At 72.2% G+C, this 13989-nt stretch carries 9 protein-coding genes; 6 read left to right on the forward strand and 3 right to left on the reverse strand.

The window, feature by feature from the left end; translation table 11 throughout:
• Positions 1–3: 3 nt before the first annotated feature.
• Positions 4–1662, reverse strand: coding sequence for a catalase (locus AC0VX6_RS00100; protein WP_274975612.1), 1659 nt, complete (start codon positions 1660–1662; stop codon positions 4–6).
• A gap of 363 nt (positions 1663–2025) precedes the next feature.
• Here AC0VX6_RS00100 and fdh point away from each other — a divergent pair, with 363 nt between their 5' ends.
• The 6 genes from fdh (at position 2026) to AC0VX6_RS00130 (ending at position 11020) form a co-directional block, all read left to right on the forward strand.
• Complete coding sequence (fdh, locus tag AC0VX6_RS00105) at positions 2026–5280, forward strand: formate dehydrogenase (RefSeq protein ID WP_274975613.1); 3255 nt, start codon at positions 2026–2028, stop codon at positions 5278–5280.
• Entirely contained in the window at positions 5277–6167 is an 891-nt protein-coding gene (locus AC0VX6_RS00110; RefSeq protein WP_274975614.1) for a 4Fe-4S dicluster domain-containing protein, read from the forward strand. Before fdh ends, AC0VX6_RS00110 begins: the two co-directional genes overlap by 4 nt.
• Entirely contained in the window at positions 6167–7267 is a 1101-nt protein-coding gene (gene nrfD / locus AC0VX6_RS00115; RefSeq protein ID WP_475467048.1) for an NrfD/PsrC family molybdoenzyme membrane anchor subunit, read from the forward strand. Before AC0VX6_RS00110 ends, nrfD begins: the two co-directional genes overlap by 1 nt.
• Before the next feature lie 249 nt (positions 7268–7516).
• Positions 7517–8602, forward strand: coding sequence for a pyruvate dehydrogenase (acetyl-transferring) E1 component subunit alpha (pdhA, locus tag AC0VX6_RS00120; protein WP_475467050.1), 1086 nt, complete (start codon positions 7517–7519; stop codon positions 8600–8602).
• A gap of 1 nt (position 8603) precedes the next feature.
• The gene (locus tag AC0VX6_RS00125; protein ID WP_274975617.1) at positions 8604–9596 is read left to right on the forward strand and encodes an alpha-ketoacid dehydrogenase subunit beta; all 993 of its coding nucleotides are present in this window, start codon (positions 8604–8606) and stop codon (positions 9594–9596) included.
• Positions 9593–11020: a dihydrolipoamide acetyltransferase family protein gene (locus tag AC0VX6_RS00130; protein WP_475467051.1), complete on the forward strand. Its 1428-nt coding sequence runs from the start codon at positions 9593–9595 to the stop codon at positions 11018–11020. The genes AC0VX6_RS00125 and AC0VX6_RS00130 overlap by 4 nt, the downstream gene beginning before the upstream one ends.
• Before the next feature lie 188 nt (positions 11021–11208).
• On the opposite strand, the gene AC0VX6_RS00135 is transcribed toward AC0VX6_RS00130, so the two are convergent.
• Positions 11209–12366: a M20 family metallopeptidase gene (locus AC0VX6_RS00135; RefSeq protein ID WP_475467053.1), complete on the reverse strand. Its 1158-nt coding sequence runs from the start codon at positions 12364–12366 to the stop codon at positions 11209–11211.
• 58 nt (positions 12367–12424) lie between these two features.
• A complete protein-coding gene (locus AC0VX6_RS00140; protein WP_274978290.1) occupies positions 12425–13945 on the reverse strand; it encodes an AbgT family transporter in 1521 nt (506 codons plus the stop codon).
• Positions 13946–13989 lie beyond the last annotated feature (44 nt).

The following is a 13989-nucleotide window of genomic DNA, read 5'->3' on the forward strand; positions in this document are numbered from 1 at the left end:
GCCTCAGCGCTCCACCACGTGCCGCTTGTTGGGCACGCAGTGGGTCATGGTCAGCCCCGACACGTCCCGGGGGCCGTTCTTGCCCAGGTTGGCCATGCGCTGGCGCTCCCCCTCGTCCAGGGTCTGGCTCCGCAGCGGCTCCAGGTGCGCCACGTCGCCCGGGCCGATGCCCAGCCCCTCACCGACGCGCAGCCCCAGGTCGTCGTCGACCATGAGGAAGTGCCAGACCATCCGCTCCTGGATCGGCCGGTCGCACTGGGAGAGCTGCCCGGTGAAGTTGCGCACCAGGTCGTCGCGCTCCCACTCCTCCATCAGCGTGTACCGCTGTCCCGCCTGCTGGTAGTCGTTGGTGCGGGAGATGCGCTTACGGGTCATCCGCCCCCGGATCTCCGGCCCCTGCTCGTCGTGCGTGGGGTACTGCCCCTCGCGCAGGCCGCCGTTGATGGACGGCTCGTAGTTGACGTGCGGGTTCTCGCCCCCGGAGTCCTGGTGGTAGGCCATCAGGCCGTCGCGCTGGTTGGTGCGCACGTCGGCGTTCCTGGCCTGGTTCACCGGCAGTTGGAGGTAGTTGGGGCCCACCCGGTAGCGCTGCGTGTCGCTGTAGGAGAAGGTGCGCCCGACGAGCATCTTGTCGTCGGAGAAGTCCAGGCCGTCCACGAGCACGCCGGTGCCGAAGGAGATCTGCTCGTTCTCCGCGAAGTTGTCCGACACGTTCCGGTCGAGCACGATCCGCCCCACCGCCTTGGGCGGGAAGTCCTGCTCCGGCCAGGTCTTGGTGTCGTCCAGCGGATCGAAGTCGAGCTCGGGGTGCTCCTCGTCGCTCATCATCTGCACGAGCAGCTCCCACTCGGGGTACTCGCCGCGGTCGATGGCCTCGTGCAGGTCCTTGGTCGCGTGCCCGGTCTCGTCCGCCTGGAGGTTGGCCGCGTCGGCCTCGGTCATGCTGCGCACGCCCTGCTTGGGCATCCAGGTGTACTTGACCAGGACGGTCTCGCCCACGTCGTTGACCCACTTGTAGGTGTTGACGCCGAAGCCCTGCTGGTGCCGGTAGTCCGCCGGGATGCCGCGCGGGCTGAACAGGTTGACCAGCATGTGCATGCACTCGGGGGTCTGCGACATGAAGTCGAAGATGCGGTTGGGCTCCTGGCGGAAGGTCACCGGGTCCGGCTTGAGGGAGTGGATCACGTCGGGGAACTTGATGGCGTCGCGGATGAAGAACACCGCCAGGTTGTTGCCCACCAGGTCCCAGTTGCCGTCCTCGGTGTAGAACTTGATCGCGAACCCGCGCGGGTCGCGCGCGCACTCCGAGGAGTCCCTGCCCCCGATGACCGTGGAGAAGCGCAGCGCGATGTCGGTCCGCTTCCCCCTGCCCTGGAAGAGCTTGGCCCGCGTGTAGCGGCTGATCGGCTCGTCGCCCCACGCGCCGTAGGACTCGAAGTAGCCGAACGCGGTCGCCCCGCGCGCGTGCACCACCCGCTCCGGGATGCGCTCCCGGTCGAAGTGGCTGATCTTCTCCAGGAACTGGTAGTTCTCCAGCGTCGCGGGTCCCCGCTCACCGACCGTGCGCTGGTTCTGGTTGTCGTAGACCGGGTGTCCCTGCCGGTTCGTGAGCACCTCGCGGTCGTCTCCCGGCGCGGATCCCTGGCTGGATACGTCGGTCATGGAACTGGTCCCCCACCACGTCGTCATGATCCCTGTCCCGGTGCCCCTGCCCACTGCCGCGGTGCCGGACGCGCGGCGGGGGAAGTTCTTACCAACTGGAGGGAGTACCGCAACTCTTCCCCGCCGGGGAAGTCCGGAAAGGGGGATTTTCGGCCCTCTCCTCCCCCGGTGTTTCACGTGAAACACCGCCGTCCGGGCCGCGTCACAAAAGCCCCATGGAACCGCCACGGGCGGCGTGTCCCCGCCCGCCCGGAGCCGCGCCCGGCGCACGGTGGGAATTCCGGACCCATGCTCCCCCTCGTCCTTGGGTAGCGGCAGACCTGGAGACCATCGACGGGCCCCGGGCCCGGGGCGGAGGCGAGCATGGGCGTACGCACGTGGATCGAGTCGTGGCCGGTGTACCGGCAGTTCACGGGGGACGACCCGACGGGACGCGGGGCCGCCGCGAAGTCCCGCCGGTCGGAGAACCTCAGGTCCCGCACCGAGGAGGCCGACCGGGTCGTGAAGTCGGTCTGCCCCTACTGCGCGGTGGGATGCGGGCAGAACGTCTACGTCAGGGACGAGAAGGTCGTCCAGATCGAGGGCGACCCGGACTCGCCGATCAGCCGCGGGCGGCTGTGCCCCAAGGGATCGGCCAGCCTCCAGCTCACCACCGGCTCCGCGCGCGAGGAGAAGGTCCTGTACCGGCGCCCCTACGGCACCGAATGGGAGGAGATCGACCTCGAAACCGCCATGCGGATGGTCGCCCACCGCGTGGTCCGCACGCGCGAGCAGACCTGGGAGCGGGAGCACGAGGGACAACGGGTGAACCGCACGCTGGGGATCGCCAGCCTCGGCGGCGCCACACTGGACAACGAGGAGAACTACCTCATCAAGAAGCTCCTGACCTCGCTCGGCGTCGTCCAGGTGGAGAACCAGGCCCGCGTGTGCCACAGCTCCACGGTCGCCGGGCTCGGGACGTCCTTCGGACGCGGCGGGGCGACCATGTTCCTCCAGGACCTGCAGAACTCCGACTGCATCATCATCGAGGGATCCAACTTCGCCGAGGCCCACCCGGTCGGCTTCCAGTGGGTCATGGAGGCCAAGGCCCGCGGCGCGGTGGTCATCCACGTCGACCCCCGCTTCAGCCGCACCAGCGCGCTCGCCGACATGCACGTGCCCATCCGCGCGGGCACCGACATCGCCTTCCTCGGCGCGATCATCAACCACGTCCTCACCGAGGAGAAGTACTTCCTCGACTACGTGCGCACCTTCACCAACGCCGCCACGATCGTCGGCGAGGACTTCCAGGACACCGAGGACCTGGACGGCCTGTTCTCCGGCTTCTCGGAGAAGGACAAGAGCTACGACGCCAGCACCTGGAGCTACGAGGGCGCGGAGGTCGCCGCCGCCTCCGGCAACCGCAACCAGCTGTTCAAGGAGCGGCTGGAGGAGAACCTCGGCACCAGCCACTCCGGGCGGCCCGAGCAGCAGGGGTCGGGCGGCGCGGTCATCCGGGAGAAGCCCAGGGAGGACCCGACGCTCACCGACCCGCGCTGCGTGTTCCAGGTCCTCAAACGCCACTACGCGCGCTACACGCCGGAACTGGTCGAGCAGGTCTGCGGTATCCCGCAGGAGACCTTCCGGAGGGTGTGCGACCACCTCACCGAGAACTCCGGCCGGGACCGCACCAGCGCCTTCTGCTACGCCGTGGGCTGGACGCAGCACACGGTCGGCTCCCAGTACATCCGGGCCGCCTCCATCCTCCAGCTGCTGCTGGGCAACATCGGCCGCCCGGGAGGGGGCATCCAGGCGCTGCGCGGACACGCCAGCATCCAGGGCTCCAGCGACGTGCCGACCCTGTTCGACCTGCTGCCGGGCTACCTGCCTATGCCCCACGCGCACGAGGAGCAGTCCCTGGAGACCTACATCATGGCCGCGGGCAACCCCAGGAAGGGGTTCTGGGACGGGATGGAGGCCTACACCGTCAGCCTGCTCAAGGCGTGGTGGGGCGAGCACGCGACGGCCGAGAACGACTACTGCTTCGACCACCTGCCCAGGCTCACCGGCTCCCACAGCCACTACGACACCGTGATGGGGCAGATCGCCGGGAAGTGCAAGGGCTACTTCCTCATGGGCGAGAACCCCGCCGTGGGTTCGGCCAACAGCAGGGCCCAGCGCATGGGCATGGCCGAGCTGGACTGGCTGGTCGTGCGCGACTTCTCGCTGATCGAGAGCGCCACCTGGTGGAAGGACGGGCCGGAGATCGAGTCCGGCGAGATGCGCACCGAGGACATCGGCACCGAGGTGTTCTTCTTCCCGGCCGCCGCGCACACGGAGAAGTCGGGCACCTTCACCAACACCAACCGGCTGCTCCAGTGGCACGACCAGGCCGTCAGCCCGAGCGGTGACCAGCGCAGCGACCTGTGGTTCATGTACCACCTCGGCCGTGGGATCCGCGGCATCCTCGCCGGCTCCGACGACCCCAAGGACCGCCCCGTCCTCGACCTCACCTGGGACTACCCCCTGGAGGAGGACGGCGAGCCCGACGCCGCCGCGGTCCTGCGCGAGATCAACGGGCACGACGCCGAGGGCCGCCCGCTCACCGTCTACACCGAGCTGCGCGACGACGGGTCGACCTCGTGCGGCTGCTGGATCTACTGCGGCGTCTTCAAGGACGGGGTCAACCAGGCGGCGCGCAGGAAGCCCCACACCGAACAGGACTGGATCGCCGGGGAGTGGGCCTGGGCGTGGCCGGACAACCGGCGCGTCCTGTACAACCGCGCCTCCGCCGACGAGAACGGGGAGCCCTGGAGCCCCCGCAAGAGCCTCGTGTGGTGGGACGCGGAGCGGGAGCGCTGGGTCGGGCACGACACCCCCGACTTCGAGAACCGCAAGGCTCCCGACTACGTGCCGCCGGAGGACGCCGAGGGCGTCGCGGCGCTGACCGGTCGGGACGCCTTCGTCATGCAGGCTGACGGCAAGGGGTGGCTGTACGCGCCCGCGGGTCTCAACGACGGCCCGCTGCCCACGCACTACGAACCGCAGGACACCCCGTTCGAGAACCCGCTGTACGGGCACCAGCGCAACCCGACGCGCCTGCTGTACCCGCACGAGTACAACCGCTACCACCCGGCCCCCGGCACGCCCGGCTCCGACGTCTTCCCGTACGTGGTGACGACCTACCGGCTCACCGAGCACTTCACCGCGGGCGGGATGACCAGGTGGACGCCCTACCTGGCCGAACTCCAGCCCGAGTTCTTCTGCGAGGTCGGGCCCGAGCTGGCCGAGGAGCGCGGGTTGGAGCACGGCGGCTGGGCCACCGTCGTCACGGCGCGCAACGCCATCGAGGCCCGGGTCATGGTCACCGACCGGATGGCGCCGCTGCGGGTGCAGGGGCGGGTGGTCCACCAGATCGGGATGCCCTACCACTGGGGGCCCAACGGGTACACGACCGGGGACGCGGTCAACGAACTGATGCCCATCGCGCTCGACCCCAACGTGCACATCCAGGAGGTCAAGGCGATCACGGCCGACATCCGGCCGGGGCGCAGGCCCCGGGGCGCCGAGCGCCTCGACCTGGTGCGCGAGTACCGGGAGCGGGCCGGAATCACGGAACAGACGGGACTGGAGGTGTGAGCGTGTCCGCGGAGAGCAACGGGGACGGCAGGCACGAGAGGGTCGGCTTCTTCACCGACACGAGTGTGTGCATCGGCTGCAAGGCCTGCGAGGTCGCCTGCAAGGAGTGGAACATGGTCCCCGAGGACGGCCTGGACTTCACGTCCATGTCGTTCGACAACAGCGGCGGACTGAGCGCGGACACGTGGCGGCACGTGGCCTTCGTCGAACAGCGCGAGCCCCTGGGCCACCAGGACCCGGGCGTGGGACGCCCCGGGGCCGTGGACCTGGGCATGCCGTCCTTCGAGCTGCCCGGCGCCGCCACGGGTGCCGACGAACGCGGCGAGTTCCGCTGGCTGATGTCCTCGGACGTGTGCAAGCACTGCACCAGCGCCGCCTGCCTGGACGTGTGCCCGACCGGCTCGCTGTTCCGCACCGAGTTCGGCACGGTGGTGGTGCAGGAGGACATCTGCAACGGCTGCGGGTACTGCGTTCCGGCCTGCCCCTACGGGGTCATCGACAAGCGCGAGGAGGACGGCCGGGTCTGGAAGTGCACCCTGTGCTACGACCGGATCGGCGACGGCCTGGAACCCGCCTGCGCCAAGGCCTGCCCCACCGACTCGATCCAGTTCGGCAACCTCGACGAACTGCGTGCGCGCGCCGAGGCGCGGGTGGCCGACCTGCACGAGGCCGGGGTGTCCTCCGCCCGCCTGTACGGCGAGGACCCCGAGGACGGGGTGGACGGCGCGGGGGCGTTCTTCCTGCTGCTGGACGAACCCGAGGTCTACGGGCTGCCGCCGGACCCGGTGGTGACCACCCGGGACCTGCCGTCGATGTGGCGGCACGCCGGTGTCGCGGCGGCGGCGCTGGTGGTCGGAGCGGCCGCGACGTTCGTGGGGAGGCGCTGATGAGCTCGTCGGACGTGACCAAGGAGGGCATGCGCGGGCAGCGCCCCGGACGGGAGGCCGTCACGGGGGCCGCCGACGTCGTCGGGGAGGAGCAGCGCCGCGAACACGGGGAGGGGCGGCGCAGGAAGAAGCGGCGCGGCGAGCCCACGCGGGTGCCCGACGCCGAGTTCCGCTCCTACTACGGCAAGCCGGTCCTCAACCAGATCGTGTGGAAGGCCTCCGACATCGGCGGCTACCTGTTCCTGGGCGGGCTCGCCGGGGCCTCGTCGGTGCTGGCCGCCGGCGCCGAGCTGACCGGCCGCCCGGAGCTGGCCCGCCCCCTCAAGTACACGGCCCTGGGCGCGATCTCCGGTTCGACGGCCGCGCTCATCCACGACCTGGGGCGCCCCGAGCGCTTCCTCAACATGCTGCGGGTGGTCAAGCCGACCTCGCCGATGAGCGTCGGGTCCTGGATCCTCATGACCTACGGCCCACTCGCCGGGGTCGCCGCGGTGACCGCGGCCACCGGGTGGTTCCCGCGGATCGGCCGGGCGGCCACCCTGGGCGCCGGGATGGTGGGGCCGCTCGTGGCCACCTACACGGCGCCGCTGGTGTGCGACACCGCTGTGCCCTCCTGGCACGACGGCTACCGGTACATGCCGTTCGTGTTCGCCTCCTCCGCGGCCTCGGCCGCGGGCGGGATGGGCCTGGTCACCGCGCCCCTGGCGCAGAGCGGTCCCGCGCGCCGTGCCGCCGTGGGCGGCGCCCTGCTGGAGACGGCGGTCTCCGGCGCCATGGAGCGCCGGATGGGGCTGTCCGGCGAGCCCTACCGGCAGGGGAGGGCGGGTGCCCTCATGCGTGCGGCCCGGACGCTCACCCTGGCCGGTGCGGCCGGTGCGGTGCTGGGCCGCCGCAGCCGGGTGGCCTCCGCGGTGAGCGGCGCCGCCCTGCTGGCCGGTTCCGCGTGCACCCGGCTGGGCGTATTCCAGGCGGGCAAGCAGTCCGTGGCCGACCCCAAGTACACGGTGGTGCCCCAGCGCCGCAGGCTGGCCGAGCGGGAGGCGGAGCGCGGGGGCGCCGACGCGGCCGCCGTTCCGCGGGCCCGTACGGCCGGGGACTGAGGAGCGGCCGTCCTCCCCCGCGGCTCTGGCGGGGGGAGGACGGCCGTCCGGCGGTCGGGGACGCGGCGCGGTGGTGCGGGCCACTTGTCCACGCCGGGAGGTGTTCTGGATCACACGGTTGGACGTGTGGCCAGGAATTCAGGCGAAATCCTCGACGTTTTCTTGAGTTCTGCGCGGTTGTGGCGAACAGATGGCAAGAAACAGCACCATGTGTCTGAACACATCTTTCTGACACAGGAGGCTGGCGCCATGGCTGATGACCGGGACCTTCTCCCCTCCGAGCAGCCGGTCCGGCTGCTCGACGAGACCGGAAGCCCGGTGGACGGGGCCGCCCTGCCGTTCCCGGCCCGGGAGCGGCTTCTCGCCGCGTACACCTCCCTGGTGATCGGCCGCCGCGTCAACGACCAGGCCAGCGCCCTCGTGCGGCAGGGCCGCCTGGCCGTGTACCCCTCCTCGCACGGGCAGGAGGCCTGCCAGACGGGCGCGGCCATGGCCCTGGCGGAGGGCGACTGGCTGTTCCCGACCTACCGCGACACCGCCGCCGTGGTCGCGCGCGGGGTGGACCCGGTACAGGTGCTCACCCTGCTCAAGGGCGACTGGCACTCGGGCTACGACCCCTACGCGCACCGCGTCGCCCCGCAGGCCACGCCGCTGGCCACCCAGCTCCCGCACGCGGTGGGCGTCGCGCACGCCGCCCGCCTGCGCGGTGAGGACACCGTGGTCATGGCGCTGTGCGGCGACGGCGCCACCAGCGAGGGCGACTTCCACGAGGCGCTGAACTTCGCGGCGGTGTTCCGGGCTCCGGTCGTGTTCTTCGTGCAGAACAACGAGTACGCCATCTCCGTCCCCCTGGCCCGCCAGACCGCCGCCCCCTCGCTCGCCCACAAGGGCGTCGGCTACGGGGTGAACGCGGAACGGGTGGACGGCAACGACACCCCCGCCGTGCTCGCCGTGCTCGACCGGGCCGTGGCCGCGGCCCGGTCGGGCGGGGGCCCCCAGCTCGTGGAGGCGCACACCTACCGCATGCAGGCGCACACCAACGCCGACGACGCCACCCGGTACCGCACCCAGGAGGAGGTGGACCCCTGGCAGGCCCGCGATCCCCTGCTGCGCATGGAGGCCTACCTCACCAGGAAGCGCGTCCTCACCAAGGCCCGCAAGGCGCGCATCGCCGAGGACGCGGAGGCCGTGGCCGCCGCCATGCGCGAGGGCGTCGCCGGGGACACCGACCCCGAGCCCGTCGAGCTGTTCGCGCACGTGTTCGCCACCCCCACGCCGCAGCTGGACGAGCAGGCCGCCTTCCTGGCCGACGAACTGAGCAGAGAGGGCAACTGACATGGCGACCGGCCCCACCAAGCTCTCCATGGCCCAGGCCCTCAACCGGGCCCTGCGCGACGCCATGGCCGAGGACCCCGCGGTGTACGTCTTCGGCGAGGACGTCGGCCCCCTCGGCGGCGTCTTCCGCATCACCGACGGCCTCACCGCCGAGTTCGGCGAGGACCGCTGCTTCGACACTCCGCTCGCGGAGTCCGGGATCGTGGGCATGGCCGTGGGCATGGCGATGAACGGCATGCGCCCCGTGGTGGAGATGCAGTTCGACGCGTTCGCCTACCCTGCCTTCGAGCAGATCGTCAGCCACGTGGCCAAGACGCGCAACCGCACCCGCGGCCGGGTCGGGCTGCCCATGGTCATCCGCGTCCCCTACGCGGGAGGGATCGGCGGAGTCGAGCACCACTGCGACTCCTCCGAGGCCTACTACGCCCACACGCCCGGCCTGACCGTGGTCACCCCGTCCACGCCCGCCGACGCCTACTTCCTGCTGCGCGAGGCGATCGCCTCCGACGACCCGGTCGTGTTCATGGAGCCCAAGAAGCTCTACTGGGGCAAGGACGAGATCGACCCGGCCGCGCCCGAGCCGCCCATCGGCCGCGCCGTGGTGCGCCGCCCCGGCACCGACGCCACCCTCATCGCCTACGGCCCCTCGGTACCCACCGCGCTGGAGGCGGCCGAGGCCGCCGCACAGGAGGGCCGCAGCCTCCAGGTGGTGGACGTGCGCTCCCTCGTCCCCTTCGACGACGCCACGGTGTGCGAGGCGGTCCGCTCCACCGGGCGCGCCGTCGTGGTCGCCGAGGCCAGCGGGTTCGCCAGCGTCGCCTCGGAGATCGTCGCGCGGGTGACCGAGCGCTGCTTCCACTCCCTGGCCGCGCCGGTGCGCCGCGTCACCGGCTTCGACATCCCCTTCCCGCCGCCGAAGCTGGAGCGCTTCCAGCTCCCGGGCGTGGACCGGATCCTGGACGCCGTCGACGACCTTCAGTGGGAGGACCAGTGACGACGCAGACCTTCGACCTCCCCGACCTGGGCGAGGGGCTCACCGAGGCCGAGGTGGTGCGGTGGCTCGTGGCCGTCGGCGACACCGTGGCCCTGGACCAGCCGATCGTGGAGGTGGAGACCGCCAAGTCGATCGTGGAGGTGCCCTCCCCCTTCGCGGGCACCGTCAGCGAGCTGCACGGCGAGGAGGGCCGGGTCATGGAGGTCGGGCGCCCCCTGATCAGCGTGACCGACGGTTCCGGGGCCGAGGCCGGGGCCGAGGCCGCGTCCGGGGCCGACGCTGCGAAGGCGTCGGCGGAGGGGGAGCGCTACCGCGAGGAGGAGCGCGCCGGAACGGGTTCGGGCAACGTGCTGATCGGCTACGGAACGCCGGAGGCAGCGGCCTCCGGGCGCCGTCGGCGTCCGCGCCAGCGCCCGCCCGCGCGTCCGGCTCAGCCCGCCGTACCGGCCTCCGCGGCCCCGGTTCAACCCGCCGTACCGGCCTCCGCCGCACCGGCCGCTCCCCCGGCCGCGCGTCCGCCGCTGGTCACCTCGCCCCTGGTGAGGCAGATGGCCCGTGAGGCGGGGCTGCGGATCTCCGAGGTCTCCGGGAGCGGACCGGGCGGACTCATCACCCGGCGCGACGTGCGCGAGGCGATCGATGCCGCGCGGGCCCCGGCCGCCGACCCCGCCGCCGACTCCGCTGTCCCCGCCCCCGGACCGGAGCCCGTCGCACCGGGGTTCGTGGACGCCCGCACGGGACTGGCCGAGTCCCGGCGCGCGGCCATGAGCGGGTTCCGCCGCAGCGTCGCGGCGTCGCTGTCCCGCAGCCGCAGCGAGATCCCCGAGGCGACCGTCTGGGTGGACGTGGACGCGACCGAGCTGGTCCGCCTCAGGCAGTCCGACCCGTCCGGACCCGGCCTGATGTCCTACGTGGCGCGATTCGTGGTCGCGGGCCTGCGCGCCCACCCCGAGCTCAACGGCAGGGTGGACGCCGAACGCGGTGAGCTGGTCCAGTACGACGGGGTCAACCTGGGCCTGGCGGTGCAGACCGACCGGGGCCTGGTCGCCCCGGCCGTGCTGGGCGCGCACCGGCTCACCACGACCGAGCTGGACGGCGAGATCCGGCGGCTCACCGCCGCCGCCCGGGAGGGGAAGGCCTCCCCGGCCGAGATGACCGGCGGCACCTTCACCCTCAACAACTACGGGTCACTGCGTGTGGACGGCAGCGCCGCCATCATCAACCACCCGCAGGTGGCGATCCTGGGCCTGGGCCGGATCATGGACCGCCCGTGGGTGGTGGACGGCGAGCTGGCCGTCCGCAAGATCACGCAGCTGTCGTTCGCCTTCGACCACCGCGTGTGCGACGGCGGGGCCGCCGCGGGCTTCATGCGCGTGGTCGCCGACGCCATGGAGAACCCGGCCGCGGCCGTCGCCCGCCTGTAGGCCGGGACGGAGCGGGCGCCCCGGGGAGTCGGCATCCCGGGGCGCCCCCGCGCGTGCCGGTCCGGCCGCCGTCGGAGCGGTCGGTCCCGCGTTCGCCGGACCACCGCGTGTCGACTCGTCGCCATGGCGACTCATCCCCATGGCGACCCGTCCACATGTCGTCCCGGGCGGGACCGGGCGCTGCCGCCCTACCTGCCCGCGATCCGCGCCATCAGGCCCGCCACCAGGGCGACCTGGTGCGGTGTCCCGCCGACCAGGACGTGCTCGTCGCGCGAGTGCGGCCCGGCGCCCACCGCGCCCAGCCCGTCGAGGACCGGGCGGCCCAGCGCGGAGACGAAGTTGGCGTCGCTGGCCCCGCCCACCGAGACCTCCTCCAGGGACGCGCCCAGCTCCCCGGCCACCTCGCGCAGCAGACCGAACGCCTTCTCCGAGGGCGGGTTGGGGTTCATCGGAGGACGGTTCCACCCGCCCGTGACCTCGACCGCCACGCGCGGGTCGGCGGCGGCGAGCGCGGCCAGCCCGGCGTCCACGCGGGCCATCTCGGCGGGGTCCTGCACCCGCACGTCCACCCCGCAGCGGGCGTGCCCGGCGACGACGTTGTACCCGGTCCCCCCGGAGACCAGGCCCACGTTCACCGTGGTGCCCAGCTCCGGCGCGGACAGGGCGGTGAGCGCGGGCACGACCTGGGCCAGGGCGTGCACGGCACTCGCCCCGGCGGCGGGGTCCAGGCCCGCGTGGGACTCCACGCCGCGCACGTCAACGTCGAAGATCCCCATGCCCTTGCGCCGGGTCTTGGGCATGCCCTCCCGGCTGGGTTCGAGGACCAGGGTCAGGTCCACGCCCTCGCTGGCCCGCTCGATGTGCGGGCGCGACGCGGGGCTGCCGATCTCCTCGTCCCCGGTGAGCAGCATCCGCACGGCGGGCCGGGGCAGGTCCAGTTCGCGCAGGAGCCGAAGGGCCCAGGCGCTCTGCACGATCCCGGCCTTCATGTCGAAGCAGCCGGGGCCGCTGAACCGGTCGCCCTCGACCGTCACCGGCCACTCGGCCAGGGTCCCGGCGGGCCAGACGGTGTCGTAGTGGCTGACGAAGAGCACGGTCCCCGCCCCGGTGCCGGGGTAGGACACCTCCAGCACGTCGCCGAAGGAGCCGCCGTCGTAGCGGACCCGGGTCTCGGGCGCGCCCAGCCGCCGGGCCAGCCACCCCTCGATGCCGTCCAGCCCGGCGGACAGCAGGTCCCTGTCGCCGCTGGGGGTCTCCAGCTCCACGAGGGCGCGCAGGTCGTCGATCATGCCGGGCAGGGCGCGCTCGGCCGCGTCCGCCAGTCTCGCGGTCACCGTCTGGCTCATCTGTCACTCTCTTCGTTGCGGTGGGCAGGGGATCCCGCCCGGGGCGGGAGGGAGGCGGTCAGCGCACCGGGACACCCGGTCCCAGCGGGATGCCGAGCGTCCACCAGCCCAGGAACAGCAGGGTCCAGCCGACCAGGACGGTGAGGCACAGCGGCAGCGTCAGGGAGATCAGCGTGCCGATGCCCGCGTCCCGGCGGTAGCGCTGGAGGAAGCCCAGCGCCATGACGAAGTACGGGCTCATCGGGCTGATGACGTTGGTGCTGGAGTCGGCGATGCGGTAGACGGCCTGGGTCGTCTCGGGCGGCACGTCCAGGAGCATGAACATGGGCACGAAGACCGGCGCGATGAGGGCCCACTGCGCCGAACCGCTGGTGATGAGCAGGTTCAGCACCGTGGAGAACACGATCATGCCGAGGAAGAGCACCAGGGGGTGCACCCCCGCCGAGTCCAGCAGCGCGGCGCCGCGGATGGCCACGACCTCGCCGATCCCGGTCCAGCGGAAGTAGGCGAGGAACTGCGAGGCCGCGAAGAACAGCACGACCACCGGAGCCAGGTCCCGCACCCCCGCGGTCATCGCCTCGGGAACGTCCCGCGCCGAGGCAACGGTGCCCGTGGCGCGCCCGTACACGACTCCGGCGAGCAGGAACAGGACGCCCAGCACGTAGGCGACCCCGGTGATGATCGGCGAGCCGAGGACCGTTCCGTCCTCCCCGCGCAGGGGCGAGGCCGGGGGCGCGAGCGCCGCCGCGAGGACCGCCACGGCCGCCAGCACGGTCAGCCCGGCGTTGCGCAGCCCCCGGCGCTCGGCGTCGGTGAGGGTCATCGAGCCCAGCTCCTGCGCCTCCCGGTCCCCCTCGCCGTCGCCGTCCTCGGCCAGGCCCTCGGAGCGCCTGCTCAGCAGGAACTCGGTGACGAGGGTGATCAGGGCGGCGAGCACGACGGCGGAGACGACGCTGAAGAAGTAGTTGTCCAGCGCCGTGACCGTGTAGCCGGGGTCGATGATCGAGGCGGCCTCGGTGCTCAGGGCGGCCAGGAGCGCGTCGGTGGGCGTGATGAGCAGGGACGCGTTGTACCCGGCGGAGACGGAGGCGAAGGCCACGACCAGGCCGAGGACGGGGCTGCGGCCCGCGGCCTTGAAGAGCAGGGCGCCCAGCGGGATGAGCACGACGTAGGCGGCGTCGGAGGCGACGCTGCCGGTGATGCCGGTCAGCGCCACGGCGAAGGTCAGCCACCGGGCCGGGACCCTGGTGACGCTGCCGCGCAGCATCGCGTTGAGCAGGCCGCTGCGTTCGGCGACCGAGACCCCGAGCATGACCACGATGATGATCGCCAGCGGCGGGAAGGTCGCGAAGTTGTCGATCGCGTCGCCGACGATGGTCTGCACGCCCTCGGGCGAGAGCAGGCTGCGGACCGCGATGCGCTCGCCGTCCACCGGTGAGACCGCGGAGACGCCCAGCGCGTTGAGCAGGGCGCTGAGCGCGATGACGATCCCGGCCATGATCGTGAACAGCCAGAACGGGTGGGGCAGCTTGTTGCCCACCCTCTCGATCACCTGGAGGGAGCCCAGGAGCAGCCGCATCGGCAGCCTGGGGCGTGTGGAATCGGTCGTGGTCACCCGTGCTC

The organism is Nocardiopsis sp. iso_25 (assembly GCF_056173305.1).

Excerpts from the sequence above, each read along its gene's own strand:
- AC0VX6_RS00100 (WP_274975612.1), bottom strand. The coding sequence starts at position 1,662 with ATGACCGACGTATCCAGCCAGGGATCCGCGCCGGGAGACGACCGCGAG.
- fdh (WP_274975613.1), top strand. The coding sequence starts at position 2,026 with ATGGGCGTACGCACGTGGATCGAGTCGTGGCCGGTGTACCGGCAGTTC.
- nrfD (WP_475467048.1), top strand. The coding sequence starts at position 6,167 with ATGAGCTCGTCGGACGTGACCAAGGAGGGCATGCGCGGGCAGCGCCCC.
- pdhA (WP_475467050.1), top strand. The coding sequence starts at position 7,517 with ATGGCTGATGACCGGGACCTTCTCCCCTCCGAGCAGCCGGTCCGGCTG.
- AC0VX6_RS00125 (WP_274975617.1), top strand. The coding sequence starts at position 8,604 with ATGGCGACCGGCCCCACCAAGCTCTCCATGGCCCAGGCCCTCAACCGG.
- AC0VX6_RS00135 (WP_475467053.1), bottom strand. The coding sequence starts at position 12,366 with ATGAGCCAGACGGTGACCGCGAGACTGGCGGACGCGGCCGAGCGCGCC.
- AC0VX6_RS00140 (WP_274978290.1), bottom strand. The coding sequence starts at position 13,945 with ATGCGGCTGCTCCTGGGCTCCCTCCAGGTGATCGAGAGGGTGGGCAAC.